General features: G+C 46.1%; 22 protein-coding genes, 1 tRNA gene and 3 pseudogenes. 10 read left to right on the top strand and 16 right to left on the bottom strand.

The window, feature by feature from the left end; all coding sequences use genetic code 11:
• Nucleotides 1-3: 3 nt before the first annotated feature.
• A pseudogene (locus NA389_RS10820) lies at nucleotides 4-345 on the top strand (hypothetical protein); the annotation flags it as partial.
• A gap of 87 nt (nucleotides 346-432) precedes the next feature.
• Here the strand turns inward: NA389_RS10820 and NA389_RS10815 are convergent.
• The 9 genes from NA389_RS10815 to rluE form a co-directional block, all read right to left on the bottom strand.
• A complete protein-coding gene (locus NA389_RS10815) occupies nucleotides 433-1,554 on the bottom strand; it encodes a ribosomal protein uL16 3-hydroxylase (protein WP_000456511.1) in 1,122 nt (373 codons plus the stop codon).
• Between the two features lie 80 nt (nucleotides 1,555-1,634).
• Nucleotides 1,635-3,098, bottom strand: a complete 1,464-nt coding sequence (phoQ, locus tag NA389_RS10810; protein WP_001031687.1) for a two-component system sensor histidine kinase PhoQ — start codon at nucleotides 3,096-3,098, stop codon at nucleotides 1,635-1,637.
• Complete coding sequence (gene phoP, locus NA389_RS10805; RefSeq protein WP_001537766.1) at nucleotides 3,098-3,769, bottom strand: two-component system response regulator PhoP; 672 nt, start codon at nucleotides 3,767-3,769, stop codon at nucleotides 3,098-3,100. Before phoP ends, phoQ begins: the two co-directional genes overlap by 1 nt.
• A gap of 126 nt (nucleotides 3,770-3,895) precedes the next feature.
• A complete protein-coding gene (gene purB, locus NA389_RS10800; protein WP_000423763.1) occupies nucleotides 3,896-5,266 on the bottom strand; it encodes an adenylosuccinate lyase in 1,371 nt (456 codons plus the stop codon).
• A gap of 3 nt (nucleotides 5,267-5,269) precedes the next feature.
• On the bottom strand, nucleotides 5,270-5,911 hold the full coding sequence (gene hflD, locus NA389_RS10795) for a high frequency lysogenization protein HflD (RefSeq protein WP_001542628.1): 642 nt from the start codon (nucleotides 5,909-5,911) through the stop codon (nucleotides 5,270-5,272).
• Nucleotides 5,912-5,997: 86 nt separating this feature from the next.
• The gene (gene mnmA / locus NA389_RS10790; protein WP_000004540.1) at nucleotides 5,998-7,104 is read right to left on the bottom strand and encodes a tRNA 2-thiouridine(34) synthase MnmA; all 1,107 of its coding nucleotides are present in this window, start codon (nucleotides 7,102-7,104) and stop codon (nucleotides 5,998-6,000) included.
• Nucleotides 7,105-7,157: 53 nt separating this feature from the next.
• Complete coding sequence (locus NA389_RS10785) at nucleotides 7,158-7,619, bottom strand: NUDIX hydrolase (protein ID WP_000476064.1); 462 nt, start codon at nucleotides 7,617-7,619, stop codon at nucleotides 7,158-7,160.
• Nucleotides 7,620-7,630: 11 nt separating this feature from the next.
• Nucleotides 7,631-7,960: a lysozyme inhibitor LprI family protein gene (locus NA389_RS10780; protein ID WP_000825956.1), complete on the bottom strand. Its 330-nt coding sequence runs from the start codon at nucleotides 7,958-7,960 to the stop codon at nucleotides 7,631-7,633.
• A complete protein-coding gene (gene rluE, locus NA389_RS10775) occupies nucleotides 7,957-8,622 on the bottom strand; it encodes a 23S rRNA pseudouridine(2457) synthase RluE (protein ID WP_001249416.1) in 666 nt (221 codons plus the stop codon). The genes NA389_RS10780 and rluE overlap by 4 nt, the downstream gene beginning before the upstream one ends.
• 171 nt (nucleotides 8,623-8,793) lie before the next feature.
• Between rluE and icd the strand changes: the two genes are divergently transcribed.
• Nucleotides 8,794-10,044, top strand: coding sequence for an NADP-dependent isocitrate dehydrogenase (gene icd / locus NA389_RS10770; protein ID WP_000444508.1), 1,251 nt, complete (start codon nucleotides 8,794-8,796; stop codon nucleotides 10,042-10,044).
• Between the two features lie 446 nt (nucleotides 10,045-10,490).
• On the top strand, nucleotides 10,491-11,615 hold the full coding sequence (gene sopF / locus NA389_RS10765; RefSeq protein WP_000917276.1) for a type III secretion system effector SopF: 1,125 nt from the start codon (nucleotides 10,491-10,493) through the stop codon (nucleotides 11,613-11,615).
• 291 nt (nucleotides 11,616-11,906) lie between these two features.
• Here the strand turns inward: sopF and NA389_RS10760 are convergent.
• Nucleotides 11,907-12,051, bottom strand: a pseudogene (locus NA389_RS10760) (hypothetical protein); the annotation flags it as partial.
• A gap of 612 nt (nucleotides 12,052-12,663) precedes the next feature.
• Between NA389_RS10760 and pltB the strand changes: the two are divergent.
• The 3 genes from pltB to NA389_RS10745 all read left to right on the top strand — a co-directional run bounded on the left by pltB (nucleotide 12,664) and on the right by NA389_RS10745 (nucleotide 14,548).
• Complete coding sequence (gene pltB, locus NA389_RS10755) at nucleotides 12,664-13,077, top strand: typhoid-like toxin S-CDT binding subunit PltB (RefSeq protein WP_000275698.1); 414 nt, start codon at nucleotides 12,664-12,666, stop codon at nucleotides 13,075-13,077.
• 16 nt (nucleotides 13,078-13,093) lie between these two features.
• Nucleotides 13,094-13,822: a typhoid-like toxin S-CDT ADP-ribosylating subunit PltA gene (gene pltA / locus NA389_RS10750; RefSeq protein ID WP_000733630.1), complete on the top strand. Its 729-nt coding sequence runs from the start codon at nucleotides 13,094-13,096 to the stop codon at nucleotides 13,820-13,822.
• A 183-nt stretch (nucleotides 13,823-14,005) separates the two neighbouring features.
• Nucleotides 14,006-14,548 (top strand): glycoside hydrolase family 108 protein, encoded by a 543-nt coding sequence (locus NA389_RS10745; RefSeq protein ID WP_000158845.1) that lies wholly within the window; start codon nucleotides 14,006-14,008, stop codon nucleotides 14,546-14,548.
• A 147-nt stretch (nucleotides 14,549-14,695) separates the two neighbouring features.
• Here the strand turns inward: NA389_RS10745 and NA389_RS10740 are convergent, their stop codons facing one another.
• Nucleotides 14,696-15,073, bottom strand: a complete 378-nt coding sequence (locus tag NA389_RS10740; RefSeq protein ID WP_001277616.1) for a DUF1353 domain-containing protein — start codon at nucleotides 15,071-15,073, stop codon at nucleotides 14,696-14,698.
• Between the two features lie 72 nt (nucleotides 15,074-15,145).
• The gene (gene cdtB, locus NA389_RS10735) at nucleotides 15,146-15,955 is read right to left on the bottom strand and encodes a cytolethal distending toxin S-CDT (RefSeq protein WP_001529135.1); all 810 of its coding nucleotides are present in this window, start codon (nucleotides 15,953-15,955) and stop codon (nucleotides 15,146-15,148) included.
• Between the two features lie 497 nt (nucleotides 15,956-16,452).
• On the opposite strand from cdtB, the gene NA389_RS10730 reads away from it, so the two are divergent.
• Together NA389_RS10730 and NA389_RS10725 are read left to right on the top strand one after the other, a co-directional pair.
• Nucleotides 16,453-16,584 (top strand): hypothetical protein, encoded by a 132-nt coding sequence (locus NA389_RS10730; RefSeq protein WP_256861182.1) that lies wholly within the window; start codon nucleotides 16,453-16,455, stop codon nucleotides 16,582-16,584.
• A 6-nt stretch (nucleotides 16,585-16,590) separates the two neighbouring features.
• Nucleotides 16,591-16,674 (top strand): annotated as a pseudogene (locus NA389_RS10725) (hypothetical protein); the annotation flags it as partial.
• 152 nt (nucleotides 16,675-16,826) lie between these two features.
• Here the strand turns inward: NA389_RS10725 and msgA are convergent.
• The 4 genes from msgA to pagD form a co-directional block, all read right to left on the bottom strand.
• Nucleotides 16,827-17,066 carry a virulence protein MsgA gene (gene msgA / locus NA389_RS10720; RefSeq protein ID WP_000497451.1) on the bottom strand — a complete coding sequence of 80 codons (240 nt, stop codon included), beginning with the start codon at nucleotides 17,064-17,066 and terminating at the stop codon, nucleotides 16,827-16,829.
• Between the two features lie 190 nt (nucleotides 17,067-17,256).
• Entirely contained in the window at nucleotides 17,257-17,778 is a 522-nt protein-coding gene (locus NA389_RS10715; protein ID WP_024134268.1) for an RICIN domain-containing protein, read from the bottom strand.
• Between the two features lie 418 nt (nucleotides 17,779-18,196).
• Nucleotides 18,197-18,409 (bottom strand): cold shock-like protein CspF, encoded by a 213-nt coding sequence (cspF, locus tag NA389_RS10710; protein ID WP_061377749.1) that lies wholly within the window; start codon nucleotides 18,407-18,409, stop codon nucleotides 18,197-18,199.
• A gap of 131 nt (nucleotides 18,410-18,540) precedes the next feature.
• Nucleotides 18,541-18,804 (bottom strand): virulence protein PagD, encoded by a 264-nt coding sequence (pagD, locus tag NA389_RS10705; RefSeq protein ID WP_001605721.1) that lies wholly within the window; start codon nucleotides 18,802-18,804, stop codon nucleotides 18,541-18,543.
• Nucleotides 18,805-19,610: 806 nt separating this feature from the next.
• On the opposite strand from pagD, the gene pagC reads away from it, so the two are divergent.
• Together pagC and NA389_RS10695 are read left to right on the top strand one after the other, a co-directional pair.
• Nucleotides 19,611-20,168: a virulence membrane protein PagC gene (gene pagC, locus NA389_RS10700; protein WP_000789467.1), complete on the top strand. Its 558-nt coding sequence runs from the start codon at nucleotides 19,611-19,613 to the stop codon at nucleotides 20,166-20,168.
• Between the two features lie 390 nt (nucleotides 20,169-20,558).
• A tRNA-Arg gene (locus tag NA389_RS10695) sits at nucleotides 20,559-20,635 on the top strand.
• Nucleotides 20,636-21,153 lie beyond the last annotated feature (518 nt).

Genomic DNA, 21,153 nt, shown 5'->3' with positions numbered 1-21,153 from the left:
CGAATGTTACGCATTGTGGCGAAGCGTTTTATTATTTATGGCGGGATATTTTCCGCCATAAATTTTTCTGCCTGGAGCGCCGAATATCCGCCTTCCTGGTCCCAGCGCCAGCAACAATCTGCAGCATGTTTTATGACCGGCGATGAAACCTGCATAACGTTTATTGATGATGCGGTGAGGCTGGCCTCGCAGCAATATGGCAAACGCTCAATACAGCTTGTTCGTAGCCTGCTATTACAAAGCGATATTTATCAATGGCTGGGTAAACCGGAGTTAACGCCGCAAATGCTGTTGCGGGCGCGGGCAATAATGAAAACATTTCCGGCGGGCACTTATCCGGGCGATCCGCAATATAACGATTTCGCCAAACCTGGCGGCGATCGTTGTGGATAGTTTGCGTCAGCCCGGCGGTCGCCGGGCATTGCGATGTTCTTATCCTTCGAAGAACCAGTACCCGCTATTCACCAGCGCCGCCAGCATCGCGAGGAAGGACGGGTCTTCCAGCGCATCGCCGAAGTTTTCAGCGGTTAGTGCAATATGATTGGCGAGCGCCTCCAGAGCGGGGCGATGCGGAGAGTCTATTTTTTCGCCATTCGCATAGACCTCATCGCCGATACGCAATACGCGAAGCCCTCCGAGACGTACTAATACCTCGCCTTGCTTTAAAGCATCGTAAATCTCATCAGGCTGATACGGCGGCTCCGGCGGCGCAATATCCAGTTCGTGGCGTGACTGAGAGAGAAACTCGCCAAGCCACTGTTGGAAATGCGCGGGTTCATTGATCAAATCGAGCATCATATTACGCAGTTTATCCATCTCCTGCGGCAGGATATCCGCCGGATGCTTGCGGGACGGCATATCCGGATCGCTGTAGTATGTATTGCCCAACTCCCGTTGCAGGACGTAATCGGCAAAACCGCTGATCAGCTCACGGCTATTGGGCGCGCGAAAACCAACCGAATAGTTCATGGCGTTTTCCAGCGCATAGCCTTCATGCGGGAATCCTGGCGGAATATACAGAATGTCGCCCGGCTCCAGCTCTTCATCAATAATGGCCTCGAACGGATCGACTTGTAACAGGTCGGGATGCGGGCAGTGCTGACGCATTTGCAGCTTTTCGCCCACGCGCCAGCGACGGCGACCAGTTCCCTGGATAATAAACACATCATACTGATCCAGATGCGGGCCAACGCCGCCGCCGGGAACGGAAAAGGAGATCATCAAATCGTCGATACGCCAGTCCGGCAGAGCGCGGAACGGGCGCATCAAGGCGGCGGTTGGTTCATGCCAGTGGTTTACCGCCTGTACCAGCAGCGACCAGTTGCTCTCACCCAGATGATCGTAGCTTTCGAAAGGGCCATGGCTGACCTGCCATTTGCCATCCTGATGGCTAACGAGACGACTGTCGATTTCGCTTTCCATCGCCAGCCCCGCCAGCTCATCCGGCGAGAGCGGATCGATAAAGTTGCTAAACCCACGTTTTAACACCACCGGGCGTTTTTGCCAGTGGCGTTCAAGAAAGTCGGGCCAGTTAAGAGTTAATTGGTATTCCATGTTAAGTATCCGCAGGCTGGTATCTGACACCGATTATAACGGATGCTTAACGAGATGCGTGGAAGAACGCACAGAAATGTTTATTCCTCTTTCTGTGTGGGGTGCTGTCGGCCAAAAACGACCTCCATACGGGCGCCGCCGAGCAGACTGTCGCTGGCAATGATCTGCCCGGCGTATTGTTCCGTAATCTCGCGCGCGACAGCCAGCCCCACGCCTTGTCCTGGTCGTAGGGTATCGGCGCGCTGACCGCGATCAAACACCAGGGATCGTTTGCTGTGGGGAATGCCTGGGCCATCATCTTCGACGAAAATATGCAAATGATCGTCGGTCTGGCGAGCCGAAATCTCGACAAACTCCAGACAATATTTACAAGCGTTGTCCAGTACGTTGCCCATTACTTCGACAAAGTCGTTTTGCTCGCCGACAAAACTGATCTCTGGTGAAATATCCATACTGATATTCACCCCTTTACGCTGATAAACTTTATTTAGCGCGGAGATCAGGTTATCTAACAACGGCGCGACGGGATGCAGTTCGCGGCTTAACAATACGCCGCTACCGCGCATACTGGCGCGATGCAGATAATAGCCGATCTGCTGGGAAATCCGGCTGATCTGTTCCAGCATCACCGGTTCAGCTTTGCTGACGCTCATCTTTTCGTTGCGTAAAGAGCGTAACGTACTCTGCAAAACCGCGAGCGGCGTTTTTAAACTGTGCGTCAGGTCGGTCAGGGTCGTGCGGTATTTGTTATAACGTTCACGCTCGCTTTTGAGCAGTTGATTAAGGTTGCGCACAAGGCTGGTCAGCTCACGCGTCGTCTCCGGATTGAGCATTTCGCGGTGATGATCTTCAAGCTCGCGGACTTCCCGCGCCAGCGCCTCGATAGGGCGTAAGCTCCACCAGGCGGCGATCCACAGTAAAGGAATGACTAACAGTAAATTGGCGGCCAGCACGTATACGAACCAGCTCCACACCATATAGGAGCGTTTTAGTTCTATCGGAATGGTATCGACCACCACGATGGTTAACTGCGGCATCCGCGCCGTGGCAGGATAAATATTTACCGCTACCGAGTGGGTCATCTCGGCATCATCGTCATCTTCACGTACTTCTTTGAGTTTTTCCTGCGCGGAATGGTCCTCGCTCAACAGCGTGCTGGTAGCGTCTACGTTGGTTTCAATTTCATGGAAGCCGTTCGTTTTTAACCATTCTGGTTGAATGCTTTTAATCAGCCAGGGGATGTTGCGCTGCGTCCATAATAATTTGCCCGTTTCATCGTAAATCAGCGTCATGGTCGGGCTTTGCATGTCCAGATTTTCAGGCAGCTCAACGCTGATTTTATTATTTTCCCATTTGGCGAGGGTATAAAACAGGTTGCTTTCGCCGCGCAGTAGACGAAAGGTGGTTTTATCAAAACTTACGCTATAGCCGACCAGCGCCACTATGCCATATGCCAGAGAAAGCACCAGCACGACGCCGGCTGTCGCCAGCAAAAAACGAACCCGCAGCGACAGCGGCAGAAAATGGCGAGCAAATTTATTCATTAGCGCAATTCAAAAAGATATCCTTGTCCGCGTACGGTGGTAATGACATCGTGCGGATACTGGGCCTGTATTTTTTTCCGCAGACGCCCCATGAGAACATCAATGGTATGACTTTCCCGCAGTTCCGCATCCGGATACAGCTGAAGCATCAGCGAATCTTTGCTGACCACTTTACCGTTGTTACGGATAAGCGTTTCCATAATGGTGTATTCGAACGCCGTGAGTTTGATGACCTCTTCATTGACGGATAATTCCCGGCGTGAGAGATCCACCTGGAAAGGCGGGATGTTGATCACCTGGGAGGCCAGACCGCTATTACGGCGCATTAACGCCTGCATACGCGCCATTACCTCTTCGATGTGGAATGGCTTCGTCACGTAGTCATCGGCCCCGGAGCTGAGAACCTCGACTTTATCCTGCCAACCTTCGCGCGCGGTTAACACCAGAACCGGCAGTGAAACATCACTGCTGCGCCAGCGGCGTATTAAGGAAAGGCCGTCTTCATCCGGCAGACCTAAATCGACAATAGCGATATCCGGAAGGTGTTCATTAAGGTAATAATCAGCTTCCCTGGCATCTTCTGCGGCATCGACCTGGTGACCTGAATCCTGGAGCTGAACCTTCAGGTGGTGGCGTAATAATGCATTATCCTCTACAACCAGTACGCGCATCATCTCTTCTCCCTTGTGTTAACAATAAGAACAGTCTAGCGTTGATTATGGTGCTTTGGGGATAAACAGTTAATAAACCAGACAAATAGTCACCCTCTTTCTGAAGAAAAGAGGGTGAGGCACGCATTATTTAAGTTCGTCGACCAGAGTCACAGCGCGACCGATATAATTTGCCGGCGTCATGGCTTTAAGGCGCGTTTTTTCTGCTTCCGGCAGGGCCAGACTATCAATAAACTGTTTCATTCCTTCGGCATCAACACGCTTGCCACGGGTCAACTCTTTCAGTTTTTCATATGGTTTTTCAATACCATAGCGGCGCATGACGGTCTGGATCGGTTCGGCTAATACTTCCCAGTTGTGATCCAGTTCGTCAAGCAGATGATCGCGGTTTACTTCCAGCTTGCTGACGCCCTTCAGGGTGGACTGATAAGCGATAAGCGCATAGCCGATGCCGACACCCAGGTTACGCAGAACGGTTGAGTCGGTCAGATCGCGCTGCCAGCGGGAAACCGGCAGTTTGTTTGCCAGATGGTGCAACACTGCATTAGACAGACCGAGGTTGCCTTCTGAGTTTTCAAAGTCAATGGGGTTAACTTTGTGCGGCATGGTAGAAGAACCGATCTCCCCGGCGATGGTTTTCTGTTTGAAATGGTTCAACGCAATATAGCCCCAGACATCGCGATCGAAATCGATCAGGATGGTGTTAAAGCGCGCGATACAGTCAAACAGTTCCGCAATATAATCATGCGGTTCAATCTGGGTGGTGTAAGGGTTCCACTGGATGCCCAGTGAGGTGACGAACTCTTCGCTGAACTGATGCCAGTCAACTTCCGGATAGGCGGCGATATGCGCGTTATAGTTGCCTACGGCGCCGTTGATTTTACCGAGGATCTCCACCTGGTTGAGCTGGCGGAACTGACGCTCCATACGATACGCCACGTTCGCCATCTCTTTACCCAGAGTGGAAGGCGTTGCCGGCTGGCCGTGGGTGCGGGAGAGCAGAGGAATGTCGCGATACTGCGTGGCGAGATCTTTAACCGCGTTAATCACCTGACGCCAGTAAGGCAGGATCACTTCATCGCGCGCGGTTTTGAGCATTAACGCGTGCGACAGGTTGTTAATGTCCTCAGAAGTGCAGGCAAAGTGGATAAACTCGGAAACGTCATGTAGCGCCGGGATCGCGGCGACTTTTTCTTTCAGAAAATACTCAACCGCTTTCACATCGTGATTCGTGGTGCGCTCAATGGTTTTAATGCGCGCGGCATCTTCTTCATTGAAGTTTGCAACAAGCGTATCCAGGTAACCGTTTGCGTCGGCAGCAAAAGCAGGAACTTCCTTGATCGCTGCGTGCGCGGCTAATTTCTGCAGCCAACGTACTTCGACTTGTACACGAAATTTCAGCAAACCGTATTCGCTAAAAATTCCGCGCAGCGCGCTGACTTTATCGCCGTAGCGTCCATCGACAGGGGAAACGGCGGTCAGTGAGGATAATTCCATAGATCATAACTCCGGGGTTAAATGAGCAAGAATTTGTTTTGCCTGAGTCGTCAGGCGATGACGAGAAAACATAAGCTGTAGGCGACCACCGCCTACCTGATGCCAGAGCACGGCTGCACGGATGCCTGCCAGTAGCGAAGCGCGGACTTTGGCCTGAACCTGCGGACTTTGCAGAACGGCCGGGGAGCCCGTCACCTGAATGCGTGGGCCCAATGGGCTAATCACATCCACGTAGATGCCCGCCATGGCGCTCATTAACGTGTCTGACTGTAAATCAAAATGGTCAAGCTGGCGCTGCAGGCCGTTAATGCGATCGCCTAACGTATTCAACGCGCCTTTGGTGGATGACAGCTTGCGCTCCAGCACCATCAGGCTAAGCGTATAACGCGTCAGTTCGGCGTTAAGTCCTTGTCGGCTGCTGGCATTCAGCACGCCGAGCAGTGTTTCCAAACCAAGACGCAGGTTAGCTTCGCTGCCGCCGAACACGCCCAGAGTAGAACTGGGATTCATATCAATGACACTGTTGAGTGAAACGTGCAACGCGTCGGCATCACAGTGCCCCTGGTGCGCCAGTTGTTGCACCAGGCGTGCCGACTGGCAAATGCCAGACAGCGCGAGGGTGATGTCATAATAATTCTTTGCCACAATCACTGCTTCCTTGTATCAAATAAAATACACTTCATCTTTTAAGCCGCTTTGAGGCGACTTGAATGATGTTGTGTATTGAATAATCAGACCGTCAGCGGCAGTCGCTGCTCGATAATGCCGCCGCCCAGGCAGACTTCGCCGCTGTAAAAGACAGCGGACTGGCCCGGCGTAACGGCGGCAACCGGCTCGTCAAAAATGACCTCGATACGATCGTCATCCAGCGCGTTAATCGTGCACGGAATATCGGTCTGGCGGTAGCGGGTTTTTACCGTACAGCGCAGGGTGCCGGTGAACGGTTCGCGATCGACCCAATGTAGCTGCTGGGCGATGAGGCCTACCGACATCAGGCGTGGGTGCTCATGCCCCTGGGCGACAATTAACACATTGTTTTCAACGTCTTTATCCACCACATACCAGGGGTCTTCGCTACCGTCTTTGGTGCCGCCGATTCCCAGCCCTTTACGCTGACCGAGCGTATGATACATCAGACCCTGATGCTCGCCGATTTCATCGCCGTCAACGGTAATGATTTTCCCCGGCTGCGCAGGCAGATAGCGCCCTAAAAAGTCGCGGAACTTGCGCTCGCCGATAAAGCAGATACCGGTAGAATCTTTTTTCTTGGCGGTTACCAGCCCCAGATCTTCGGCGATTTTACGCACCTGCGGTTTTTCCAGCTCGCCAACCGGGAACAGACTTTGCGCAATCTGCTCATGGCCAAGCGTATAGAGGAAGTAGCTCTGATCTTTGTTGCCATCGAGCCCGCGCAACAACCGGCTTTTGCCGTTTACATCCGCGCGGCGAACGTAGTGACCGGTGGCGATATAGTCGGCGCCTAAATCTTCTGCGGCAAATTCAAGGAAGGCTTTAAATTTGATCTCTTTATTGCACAGAATATCCGGGTTCGGCGTACGGCCCGCTTTGTACTCTTCAAGGAACAGTTCAAAGACGTTATCCCAATATTCTGCGGCAAAATTGACGGTATGCAGTTCAATGCCAAGCTTGTCGCACACGGCCTGCGCGTCAGCCAGATCGGCTGCCGCGGTACAGTATTCCTCACCATCGTCCTCTTCCCAGTTCTTCATGAACAGGCCTTCTACCTGATAACCCTGTTGTTGCAACAGCCAGGCGGAAACGGAGGAATCGACACCGCCGGACATGCCGACGATCACTTTTTTTGGGCTTTCTGACATTGGAATACTCGCGACATTGAACTTCAAGGCGGCGTATTCTATCACGCAGCCCTTTACTTGACACCCTCTGTAAACGGCCAGTTAAATTCGCCCACTATGGATAAGGGGTAACGTTGTCCCGTTTGATAACTGCGAATGCTTTCAGCCACCAGCGGAGAACGTAAATTCGGCGCGTTCAGAATCTCGTCGGCACTCACCCAACGGCAGCAATCGATGTCATTGTCATGGGGGGCGGTCGCGCAAATATGATCAAGCTTGATGGCGAATAAAAAGCGCAGGAACGGGGTTTTATCCGGCGCAATCCACTGATGCATACGGATAAAATACTGTGGTTGCGCCGTGATGCCAGTCTCTTCCCACAGTTCACGCGCGGCGGCCTGCGCCAGCGTTTCATCTGCCTCCAGGTGTCCGGCAGGTTGATTCCATAACGATTTACCGTTGATGGTCTCTTCCACCACCAGAAATTTATCTTCGGCATGTACGATGCAGGCAACGGTCACGTGCGGCTTGAACATAGGCATCCTTATTACAGCGGTTTATCAATGTGGTCATAGATCGCGTCAAGCTGTTTCAGACGCTCGTTATAAGCTTTTGTCAGGCAGGTGACGTCGGCCTTGCACTGCTGACGCTGTTTAAGCCAGCTCTGCTGGGCGTCCTGCAGCGCGCCGCGACTGCCCATCGCGAACAACCCTTTCAGAAACTGATATTTGGTGTGCATTTCCACGTCTTTATCATTCAGCGTCAGGTGCGCGCAGATAGCCTTTTCATCCGCAGCCTGCGCTTTCTGGCAGTCGAAGCTGGCCGCATTGACGGATAACGGTGTTAATAAAGCAAAAGCAATGAGAAGCCGTTTCATCTGTCTTTCTCCTGTGCGATCTCGCGCCACTGTCCATTATCGAGGCCGCTGAGCGTGTAGTCGCCCATGCTGTAACGAATTAATCGTAGAGTGGGATGACCGACATGCGCTGTCATGCGTCTTACCTGGCGGTTGCGGCCTTCATATAAGGTGACTTTTAGCCAACTGGTGGGAATATTCTTCCGCTCGCGAATCGGCGGGGTGCGCGGCCACAGCCAGTCAGGCTCCGCGACAATCTCAATACCGGCGGGCAGGGTAGGGCCATCGTTGAGCGTGACGCCAGTACGAAGCGCCTGTAGCGCTTCATTATCCGGGATGCCTTCTACCTGAACATAGTAAATCTTGCCGGTGCGCTTGCCCGGTTGCGTGAGGCGCGCCTGCAGCGCGCCGTCATTAGTCAGCACCAAAAGCCCTTCGCTGTCGCGGTCCAGGCGGCCTGCGGCATAAACGCCTTGCACAGGAATAAAATCTTTTAACGTGCGGCGACCTGCTTCATCCGTGAACTGCGGCAACACATCGTAAGGTTTATTGAACAAAACCACGCGTTTTGGCTGGTTTTCTTTCCGTGATTTAGATGCTTGTCGTGAGCTGAATCGCTTAACGTAGTGATTTCTAAAAGAAGTTTTTTGCATGGTGTTTTCAGAACTTATTAATTGCCGCATTATAGCGCAATAATGAGTGTCTTTCATGGCGGCAAACAATAGGGTAGTATTGACATGCTCATTACAAAACATTAACAAAAAATTGCTCTAACGCAGTCGTGCAGCAGGACGCCATTGCACATGCAGCGCGATGACAGACGAGCAAACCAGAAGCGCTCGAAGGAGAGGTGAATGGAAAGCAAAGTAGTTGTTCCGGTGGAAGGTAAGAAGATCACCCTGCAAAACGGCAAACTCAACGTTCCTGAGAATCCGATTATCCCGTTTATTGAAGGCGATGGTATCGGTGTTGATGTCACTCCAGCCATGCTTAAAGTGGTCGATGCCGCCGTCGAGAAAGCCTATAAAGGCGAGCGTAAAATTTCCTGGATGGAAATTTACACCGGAGAAAAATCCACACAGGTTTACGGCCAGGATGTCTGGCTTCCCGCTGAAACCCTTGATTTAATTCGTGATTACCGCGTAGCGATTAAAGGTCCGTTGACCACGCCGGTTGGCGGCGGTATCCGCTCTCTGAACGTTGCCCTGCGTCAGGAGCTTGACCTGTACGTTTGTCTGCGTCCCGTTCGTTACTATCAGGGCACGCCAAGTCCGGTGAAACATCCGGAGCTGACCGATATGGTCATCTTCCGTGAAAACTCTGAAGATATCTACGCCGGAATTGAATGGAAAGCTGACTCTGCAGACGCTGAGAAAGTGATCAAGTTCCTGCGCGAAGAGATGGGCGTGAAGAAAATTCGCTTCCCGGAGCACTGTGGTATCGGTATCAAACCGTGTTCTGAAGAAGGCACTAAACGTCTGGTTCGCGCGGCGATTGAATACGCTATTACTAACGATCGCGATTCCGTTACGCTGGTACATAAAGGCAATATCATGAAGTTCACCGAAGGCGCGTTTAAAGACTGGGGCTACCAGTTGGCGCGCGACGAGTTCGGCGGTGAGCTTATTGACGGCGGTCCGTGGCTGAAAATTAAGAACCCGAACACGGGTAAAGAGATCGTGGTTAAAGACGTTATCGCCGATGCGTTCCTGCAACAGATCCTGTTGCGTCCGGCGGAATACGATGTTATCGCCTGTATGAACCTGAACGGTGACTATATTTCCGATGCCCTGGCGGCTCAGGTTGGCGGTATCGGTATTGCACCGGGTGCGAATATCGGCGACGAATGCGCGTTGTTTGAAGCCACTCACGGGACTGCGCCGAAATATGCGGGCCAGGATAAAGTCAACCCAGGCTCCATTATTCTGTCTGCGGAGATGATGCTGCGCCACATGCAGTGGTTCGAAGCCGCAGACCTGATTGTTAAAGGTATGGAAGGCGCGATTGCCGCGAAGACCGTGACCTATGACTTTGAACGCCTGATGGAAGGCGCTAAACTGCTGAAATGTAGTGAGTTTGGCGACGCGATTATCGCAAATATGTAATATCGATAATTGTTAAAAACAAAAACGGGGACTTAACGTTCCCGTTTTTATTATTAGCATTCGAACGGTTATCAAAATAATTTATCAAAACTCCCTCAATTCAGACCGCAATAGTAATCTATCCTTTACCCCGATCGTCGTGGTAACCTGAGCCCCCCTGAAAGTTGATAGTTACCGGTTTTGATTGTAGTGGTTTTCTTTATGATGTGTGGTTTGGCTATTTTTTGAAAGTGCCTTATCAGATTTGTTGTTATTATCAGGATAATATTTCAATAAAAGGTGATAATTTATAGACTGCAATAGTGGGTAGATTAAGTATTTTATGAAATTATTAGTATGCTTTATTTGCACTTCTACAAGGCGGCTAAGAAGTGTTGAAATATCAGCCTGATAAAGAATACATCAGCGAAAGTGAATACTATTAGTCGTAAAAATTCAGGAGACATATGCTCAAACCTATCTGCTATAGTGGAAGTGTAAAGGTTCCGGAATATCTGGAAACAGATAAGGAAAAAAATGTCGGACATACTCCTCTGTCTTCAGACATTCAGCAAGTTAAAAATGTTGTTGAAGATGTTCCGCCATTTCCAGAAAGCAGAGCGGCGAGAGGTTCTGTAAGCGCAGCGTACAGGCTTTCTTTTGACGAAGTGTTTTGCGGTATCAGCAATGAAGAGCGTAAAAAGGCGTATGGTCGCCTTTTTGGAAAACAAGTACTTGCGCATATTCATTCCAGGTGTCAGCGCGACGCTGACATAATAAGAGAAAAAGCGCTCAGGCGGATAAGCCGTGAGTGTGGTGCCGAAATAGATTGCACTCTTTTGCTAAATAAGATGGTGGATGTTTTACAAAATGCCCGGTTGACAATAAATTTTAATGCAGCAAAAATTGACTTTGTCTCTCTCTTAAAAAATAAAGAATATCTGAACTCTTATGCATTAGGTTGCAGACCAGGCGATTTACCTGCTTATAATGTCGGACGTGATTCAGTTGAAACTAAAGCATTTGAACTGGAGAAGCTTGCAGATTCACCTTATGCCCCATATGGTCAGACAGGCGGTTTTTCCGTAGCATATACTCCCAATAGTAGAACCTTTAGCCCTACAAGCAGACCAATTTATGCTGCACTGGACTTTCTGAACGGTAAAAATGGAGGTGCCAGCGCCTATGGGAAATCATTTTTTGAATTAAATGATAATGTAAAAACAAATTGTACATTCTCACCTTTTGATACCTACGGCCACAGATTTGGTCTGGATACGAGTAAATTATCTACATTTTGGCATATGGAGAACCTGATTGCATCCTGTCAAAATGATTTTTTTGGTTATAATTGCTTTAAGAGTTTGGTTAAAATGGCTAAGGGCGAAAAGTTTTTAGCTCACTCTAATTATGGTACAGGCTATGAAGGGAATTATATAGAGGCTCATATCCATGGTGATGTATGCTTATTTAGAGATATAAAACACGTTTATTTGTCTTTGCAAGAAAATTCTTACTCGAAAAGTCAACTATATGATTATGCAAAACAAATAAACCAGGCGCTTGATAGAGACTGCATAATATTATATTGACAAGCTTAGTATCAGGCTCTTTAAAAGAGCTTTAAATGATCATGAGCGCATACTCCTTGAGGTAGGCAGTAGCTGCTATCTTTTCATATTTATTAGCTTAGGATCAATCTGGCAGATACCTGTGTGGCACTTCAGTATGGCCTGGCAAAATAGAGGAATATGGACCAGCAGAAGCGCCTGCTGGCTACTTTTCACTTAAATCGCTGGACTTCACCGGCGCTTCAGATGAAGCGACCTTCACAGTCATCAGGTGTCCTGCATTACCACAGGAGTGATTTACTGGCTATCGATGTTCCTGCTCATCAGGTTTTTACGCCATCTACGCACATTTATTCTGGTATAGTTGAAATACTGTAAAAATATTAAGGCTTATTATTTTTTCTTTAGGTAAATTTTCGCGCAACAAACTTGGATGCGTGAATGTTTGAAATATCATTGCTTTATACTAGATCTCAGCGACCTACAGCTCACAATTTTATTAGATCATCTTCCTGAACATATTACTTTTCTGGCGGTTATCAACAATAGGCTGACTAAATTGTCTGACACTTTACCTGGAGGGTACAGACTGATTACGCGGGTAGGATCACTACACTGGAAAAAGATTGCCAGTTAATAAGATGTCGTCCATGATTCAGTTGGATGATAATGATTTATTCCCCACTCTTTGATCCTACAATAGTGATCTGATAGTTATCCAGAACGTTCTTGCAAAGAGCGGACTTGTTAAATTATCGTCAATTTCTTAATGAGTTATGTCCTGCTTTGCTGAAAATGAAAACCAGTAGACAGACGACGGCGATCAATATGAGCCGGAAGTACCTGTGTTATTACCGTGGCAGGAATTCTGTAACTGATAAAACAGGTGTGCTTATTATCAGTGATGAAATTTTTTATATATGTATTAATTGCTATTCACAAGTAATTTGAGTGTTTGTTGTGGTTGGTAACATTGTGTTGAAGTAAATCATGATAGACTGGATTTAGATGTGATGAGATATAATAAATTTGTGCTTTGTTAATTATTTTAAATGTACAGGAGAGTAGTATGTATATAAATAAGTTTGTGCCTGTTTATACATTATTAATTCTCATTTATTCTTTTAATGCCAGCGCTGAGTGGACAGGAGATAAAACGAACGCCTATTACTCAGACGAAGTTATCAGTGAATTACATGTTGGTCAGATAGATACTAGTCCTTATTTTTGTATAAAAACGGTTAAAGCTAACGGTAGTGGTACACCAGTTGTTGCATGTGCGGTATCAAAGCAGAGCATATGGGCACCCTCCTTTAAAGAACTTCTTGACCAGGCAAGATATTTTTATAGTACAGGGCAATCCGTAAGGATTCATGTTCAAAAAAATATCTGGACCTATCCGCTTTTTGTAAATACCTTTTCAGCAAATGCTCTTGTGGGACTATCATCGTGCAGTGCGACACAATGCTTTGGACCCAAGTAAGAGGGGGGAAGAAATAATGAAAAAGTTAATACTCTTAACCTTATCTATAGTTAGCTTTAATAACTATGCAGTAGATTTTGTGTATCGTGTGGACTCAACCCCGCCGGACGTTATTTTTCGCGATGGGTTTTCACTACTTGGATATAACCGTAACTTTCAGCAATTTATCAGTGGAAGGTCATGTAGTGGTGGAAGTAGTGACAGTCGCTATATTGCAACAACCTCAAGTGTTAATCAAACATATGCTATAGCCAGGGCGTACTATTCTCGCTCAACATTCAAAGGTAATTTATACAGATATCAGATTCGTGCAGATAATAATTTCTACAGCTTGCTCCCATCCATCACCTATCTGGAAACGCAAGGTGGTCACTTTAATGCTTATGAAAAAACGATGATGCGATTGCAAAGAGAGTATGTTTCCACATTATCTATTTTACCCGAGAATATTCAAAAGGCCGTGGCGCTTGTTTATGATAGCGCAACAGGTCTGGTAAAGGATGGTGTAAGCACAATGAATTCCAGTTATTTAGGTTTAAGCACTACGTCTAATCCTGGCGTGATACCTTTTCTTCCGGAACCGCAGACGTATACCCAACAACGAATTGATGCATTCGGCCCATTAATAAGTTCATGCTTTTCAATAGGTAGCGTATGTCAATCACATCGAGGGCAAAGAGCTGACGTATACAACATGTCTTTTTATGATGCAAGACCTGTAATAGAACTTATACTTTCTAAATAAATGAAACTTACCTATGTTGCCTATTAAATTAAACAGACCGTTTATTAGTGGTCTGGTTAATATTGTTTATTAAGTTGGCTATCCACTTAAGTTTATATACTTCAATAAGTTTTTTATCAGATTCATTGCATTATCAATCATAGCATTCAGGTACGTATTTTATTAATATTAGAAGGAGTCATTATGACTAAAGATGAAATCTTTGCATCTATCCTTAGTAGAGAAGGCGGTTACGTTGATCACCCTGACGACAGGGGGGGACCAACGCATTGGGGTATAACCCTGACGACGGCCCGGGCTAATGGCTATATGGGGGATATGCGGAATCTTACCCGTAATCAAGCATTAAAAATCCTTGAGGCAGATTATTGGTATGGTCCACGACTTGATCAGGTTGCCATTATCTCTCACTCTATCGCAGCTGAGCTTTGTGATACTGGTGTGAACATGGGACCCTCAATCCCGATTAAGTACTTCCAGCGTTGGCTTAATGTTTTTAATGATCAGCAAAAAATTTATCCGGATTTGATAGCAGATGGTCAGATTGGGCCACGGACGCTTTCGGCACTAACATTTTTTCTCTCTCACCGGAGAGATGAGGGCGAAATGATACTTATCCGGGCATTGAATTGTAGTCAGGGACAACGCTATCTGGAGTTAGCTGAAAAGCGCCAGGCGAATGAGTCATTTGTTTATGGATGGATAAAGGAACGGGTAAGGTTGTAATCCCCTTACTTACCACTATGGCGGTTTGTGATGATAGCATATAATGATATATTCACACAGAGAACTGGTGAAAGCCACTAAGTCTCATTATTACTATATTAAGGCGTCAGGTTTTTCTATAGTTCTTTGTGTGTTAAAAACGAGAAATTAATTATGTTGTATGGTATGAGAATGATAGTATTTCCAGCCAAATATTCTTACGGCTAAATACATTATTATCCTTTTCCATTTTGGCACGCCCAGAACTTTCATTCCATCCAGGAATATGAGATCGGACTCTTTTCTGTTACGTAATGGATAATGATACAGGTAGTCATGAATGATTGCCGCTTTGGCATATTCACCATCCGGTGGCAATAATGACCAGAAAATACGCGGAACAGTGGCAAGGTCGGTAACGAATCCTACCGGTACTTCAATGACATCATTTTTATCTTCACTGAGATAAAACCTGAATGGCTCATAAACACGCCATTTATAATGACCTAACATTTCCATAATTGCTGGACTGGTAAAACAACTCATAATTTTACCTTACAATAAATATATATTCTGCACCTTACGCTCAAAGTACATGTCGTCAACGCTATTTACTCATTAACAGCTTCGTGCCAAAAAGGCTACGGGATAATGATCAGAAGCGAGTTGTGGATTACGTAATGCTTCAACCCTTTGTGAATAAGGTGCTCGATCGACAATGACCCCATAATCTAAAATACCACCGCCAATTTGCGTGGGTTCTGTAGGTGCGAGTACGGCTACAACTCGTTCCAGATGCTCAGTCATCAGGTCATTTTCAAGTCTGTCTGGGCTGCGATTAAAATCCCCGGCAAGAAACCAGGATAAATGCCGCATCTGAGGTTGTCTAAAAAAATTAATGGTAACCCTGACAATAGCTGCAGCATCCGGACCTCCACTAGCCAGTGCGTGCGCTGTCAGAAAAACATCATTACCCAGTCCGATGCCAATGACGGGGCGAGATGCGACAGTTGTCGGACGCAAGACATAAACATTATCCGCTCTTTGTCTGGAAACTATTGCCAGATTAACACGGCGCGCTCCAACATCAATAGCCGAGTGGTAGATATATCTTATATCCTGACGGCTGGTGGTTCCGAGATTCCAGGTGTATTCATCAATGGGAATACCCACTCCAAAAGGCTGAATATGTCGTCCGGTAGGAACCGCTGAGGTGGGAACAGCACCGGCCTCCTGTACCATAAGAATATCCACACCGGCAGTACCACTTAAAAGCTGTCTGACATTGACATTCCATTTACTTTCTGTAGATGCTGAAGAGCCCTGAAGATTCCAGGTCATAACTTTGTAGTCACTGATATTAGCGCAGGCAAAAGAAATATAGCTGCAGATGATCATGGTCAGAAGGAAAAAAACAGGTTTTTTCATGATATCTACTCTCCCGATTATTACTTCTTTATCTGAATGATATATGTGTTCATAACCCATTGTTTCATGACGTTGATTTTATTCTGGCAATGCCTGACTTGTTTCTGGTTCTATGTCTTGTGCAGATAGTAAGATACATAGTCTAACGTCAATAAAACTAAAATAGATGTCTATTACAGAGGTAAAATGATAGTTTATTCAGTACAATCAATTAATTATTGTTAATACCAAAGAGACAACTATAGATAAACAACTAACTGAATTTAAAACTACATTCACTTATCTCATTGTAACTGTATTGGGTTGATTTATATGCGGAAATAGAGATTCGATATCATTAGTAATTTATAAGTAAACATAAATTTTTAATTACCAGGATTATTATATCCCTGTGTGGAAGGTAACATTTCATCTATTCTCATTCTTGTAGTGACACAGTAAATTTGGTCACCTGATTAAAGGTGATATTCTCACCTCAACACAAAACAGGTGACTTAATGAACAAGAAAACCGGACAAATTAATGGATACATCTTGAACGACTACAATAGCGTCACACCTCACCATTATAACGGTGCACTGACGCCGGAAAAACCTGAGAACAGGTACCGTTTTATTGTAAAACCGTGACCAATATTATCGATGCGCAGCAAAACGTATAATCCGTTGATAGGGCGTACAGGTGTGGCACTGGGCAAAACGTTCAGTGGCAAGGACTGGAGCTGGCGGCATTTGGCAAATAGAATGTTGACCACGCTATAAACGCCACTTCCGCTACATGTTCTGAGTGGTGGCGTTTGCGTTATATCGTCACAGACAGCGCCTCAGGGCGCTGTTTTCGATCGGATATGTCGCTTTCGCAGGAGGGGACGTTATTCGGCGACCAGCCACATATCAGCCTCTTCAAACATCTCTTCCAGCATACGGTGCAGCCGTTCTTTCTCGGTTTTTGTACAGTCACTGTTTAATGCGTTCGCCTGCATTGGCTTAACTTTCACTTGCGCATCGGGAAAAAGTTGATGTACACGTTTTGTGAGTTCATTGAGGATGATTTCGCGTGCGCCTGGCAAACCTTCAACATTTCGCTTGTCATAAACGAGTTCGACGAACATCGCCATTTCCTTTTTACTGGTTGGATGACCAGTATTTAAGCTGGGTATATAACCTGTGTCAAGGTTTAGCCGCCGTTTTGTCATCCTGACGTCGCGGACGTAAAGTAAATTGGCCACACGTGGAAGTAAAGGTCGCTAACCTGTTGTCGTGTCATGAGGTTAGCGGCTCTCTCTTCACAGCGGTGTCCTGCTACCTGATGGTAAATTCCAGGGCACGACTAAAATCGCAATCGGCCAATACAACAGGGTCGCCTTTTCTGACAATAATGCTATTTGTGCCCAGGCATTTTCGGCTCTGTTTCCCCTTAATTTTGTTATCATCAGTGAGCCAGCGCTGGTTATCATTACCCGTGCATGAATAAAGAATGATTGGCGTGCCTTCTTTCGTACCCTGTCCTGCAGCATCCAGACATTTCTCACCCTGCATGATTCTGTCTCGGTGAAATGAGAAAAGCTGAGATTGCACATGCTTACACTCCCGCAGCGTCAAACGATTCTGTTGATCTGGGCCTGTATCAAGGCACAGACCATCAGTTGTCCGAATTTGTTCCGCGTCATTTATGTAATAACCACCGGAATTAATTTGGTTTTGTGTAATGACCGGGAACGACAAATTAATACTATAAGGTGCGGGTAAGCCGTTCGTCGTACATCCAGATAAAATAGAGGAGAGGCAGAGAACCAGTGTAGTTTTTCCTGAAAGCAAAGTCATTCAATTATTACCCTAAAAATAAATAGCGTTACAACTATATTGGCGATTTATACCCACTGAATATGACGTAGCATTGAGCGGCAATAGAGATAATTCCGATAGAATCACATAAATACTTCGGTTAAATGCGCGCAGCCAGCCACTCCTGTGACGATGGGTATATAGCGTTAAATACTTTTGCAATATTAGATGCTATCACAGTGAAAAACGGCTGTACATTTCTTCACGTTAAACAAAGTGAGAAGGGGGCTGACACCCGATATATGATAAGAGAGGTTACGGGAGTCATCAGCAAAATAAATCCTTTAGATTTTCGCCACTGAAAACATTCTGCAGCCTTTCAGGCAAAGCCTCATAGCACAGACTGCGGAGGTATACGGGCTCGCTAAATTTTTCTGAAAAAATGCCGAGTGACGAATTATGAAAGATAAACGTTGGCGGCGGTAGGTCCGCGGAGGCCATTAATACGACAAAACTCAACGCGTATACCGGGGATAAGCGCTTCTGTTTCGTGTTGGCAACATGCTGAAATGTGGACCTGAACATCTTTGCGTCCATCGGAGGGGGTGATGAGACCTTTACCGCTCTTACAATCAAAGGTTTTGACAATTCCTGTCATTTTACGAGACAAACAAATTCCTTAATGGGGATAACGAGGCGCACTATACACGTCAGGAAAAATAATGCCAGCTATATTTGATGGCAATCAAGATTTCCGGACGGCTAAAAGTAGTCGTTCGGCACCATTGTAGATAAAGAACATTATGTTCTGGAGAAAGTATTCCCTTTCCTGGCGTCATTGACTGGTGCGGACATCATGGGTTTTGCCGTCGGGCAGGATGGTGAACTAATCTGCCTGGCTTGCTTTTTATCGGTACTTGCAGGCGGCTGCGGGGTTTTACTACCAAAATCGTAGATAAAAATTTCCCATGATGCCTGTTGTAAACCAGGATAATGGCCTGAACTGGCCAAAACATGGAATGAAAAAATAAGTAATGACCAAAGTATAAAAGCATGATGTTTCATAACGCCTCCTGTTATACGCAATGACTTGTGAAGTTCATCTCCAGAATTATGGAGCGTCATTGGCATTTTTTATTCAACGAAGAGTTAACTATTCTTAATAATAATGGGTTTTATAGAGAAATAGACTTTTTTATCGGGTTTTCAATATTTGCGTCCGTTATTATTTTTCTGGAATGTAAATTCTCTCTCAACACAGGTGATATTTATATTGTAATTGTGGTGTTGATTCTATTCTTATAACAAGAAATGTTGTAACTGATAGATATATTAAAAAGGTTAAATCGGAGCGGGAATAAAGCGTGTTGAGCATCATAGTGAATATGGTTACGGCACCAGCGATGGCATATAACATTATTTCGGCTGGAGCATCAAGTGAGGACTGTGAAGCACAATGAGATATGTTCTGGTTATATGGCGAGTTTGCTTACTGATATGTTTTTAGTCGCGCGGCGTCAGTTCTCTTAGCATGGTTGTGGGGTTTTTCTTTAAATATCAAAATGTTGTGTGGCGAATTTATTGTTCCATAGTGGCTAAATACTTTATAGTTTCTGTTAAATATATATGCGTGAGAAAAATTAGCATTCAAATCTATAAAAGTTAGATGACATTGTAGAACCGGTTACCTTAAGGAGCGATAGAGAACTTCGGTAGTAAAAATATCTTTCAGGAAGTAAACGTATCAGGAGCGATAGTGGTGAATTATTCGTGGTTTTGTCGATTCGGCATAGTGGCGATAACTGAATGCCGGATCGGTACCGCAGGTGTTTAAACACACCGTAAATAATAAGTAGTATTAAGGAGTTGTTATGAAAAATATTATTTTATCCACTTTAGTTATTACTACAGGCGTTTTGGTTGTAAATGTTGCACAGGCCGATACTAACGCCTTTTCCGTGGGGTATGCACAAAGTAAAGTTCAGGATTTCAAAAATATCCGAGGGGTAAATGTGAAATACCGTTATGAGGATGACTCTCCGGTAAGTTTTATTTCCTCGCTAAGTTACTTATATGGAGACAGCCAGGCTTCCGGGTCTATTGAGCCTGAAGGTATCCATTACCATGACAAGTTTGAGGTGAAGTACGGCTCTTTTATGGTTGGGCCAGCCTATCGATTGTCTGACAATTTTTCGTTATACGCGCTGGCAGGTGTCGGCACGGTAAAGGCGACGTTTAAAGAACATTCCACTCAGGATGGCGATTCTTTTTCTAACAAAATTTCCTCAAGGAAAACGGGATTTGCCTGGGGCGCGGGTGTACAGATGAATCCGCTGGAGAATATCGTCGTCGATGTTGGGTATGAAGGAAGCAACATCTCCTCTACAAAAATAAACGGCTTCAACGTCGGGGTTGGATACCGTTTCTAAAAAGCATAAGCTATGCGGAAGGTTCGCCTTCCGCACCGCCAGTCAATAAAACAGGGCTTCTTTACCAGTGCACGTACCTGCCTGACTTTTCTCTCTTCGTTATAGTGATGCTGTACATAACATCTTACCAGCATAAGCACAGATAAGGGATTGTGGTAAGCAATCAAGGTTGCTCAGGTAGGTGATAAGCAGGAAGGACAATCTGGTATAAATAACGCCAGATCTCACAATATTCACTCTGAAAAATTTTCCTGGAATTAATCACAATGTCATCAAGATTTTGTGACCGCCTTCGCATATTGTACCTGCCGTTGAACGACTACTGAAAAGTAGCAAGGTATGTATCTTATCCAGGAGAGCACCTTTTTTGCGCCTGGCAGAAGTCCCCAGCCGCCACTAGCTCAGCTGGATAGAGCATCAACCTCCTAAGTTGATGGTGCGAGGTTCGAGGCCTCGGTGGCGGTCCAATGTGGTTATCGTATAATGTTATTACCTCAGTGCCAGGCTGATGATGTGGGTTCGACTCCCACTGACCACTTCAGTTTTGAATAAGTATTGTCTTGCAACCCTGTTACAGAATAATTTCATTTATTACGTGACAAGATAGTCATTTATAAAAAATGCACAAAAATGTTATTGTCTTTTATTACTTGTGAGTTGTAGATTTTTCTTATGCGGTGAATCCCCCTTTGCGGCGGGGCGTCCAGTCAAATAGTTAATGTTCCTCGCGAGCCATATTGACTGTGGTATGGTTCACCGGGAGGCACCCGGCACCGCAATTTTTTATAAAATGAAATTCACACCCTATGGTTCAGAGCGGTGTTTTTCTACATCAGGTGGGCAAGCATAATGCAGGTTAACGTGAAAGATATGAGCAATAGCAGAAACCTGTGATTTCGTTTATGGCCTGGGGATTTAACCGCGCCAGAGCGTATGCAAGACCCTGGCGCGGTTGGCTGGTAATCGTTCAATAGTGCGAATATGA

The sequence above is a fragment of the Salmonella sp. NW645 genome, from assembly GCF_051703725.1.
GTDB classification, from domain to species: Bacteria; Pseudomonadota; Gammaproteobacteria; order Enterobacterales; family Enterobacteriaceae; genus Salmonella; species Salmonella enterica.
The sequence above is the reverse complement of the archived record's forward strand: the minus strand, read 5'-3'. Positions and strand labels throughout refer to the sequence as shown.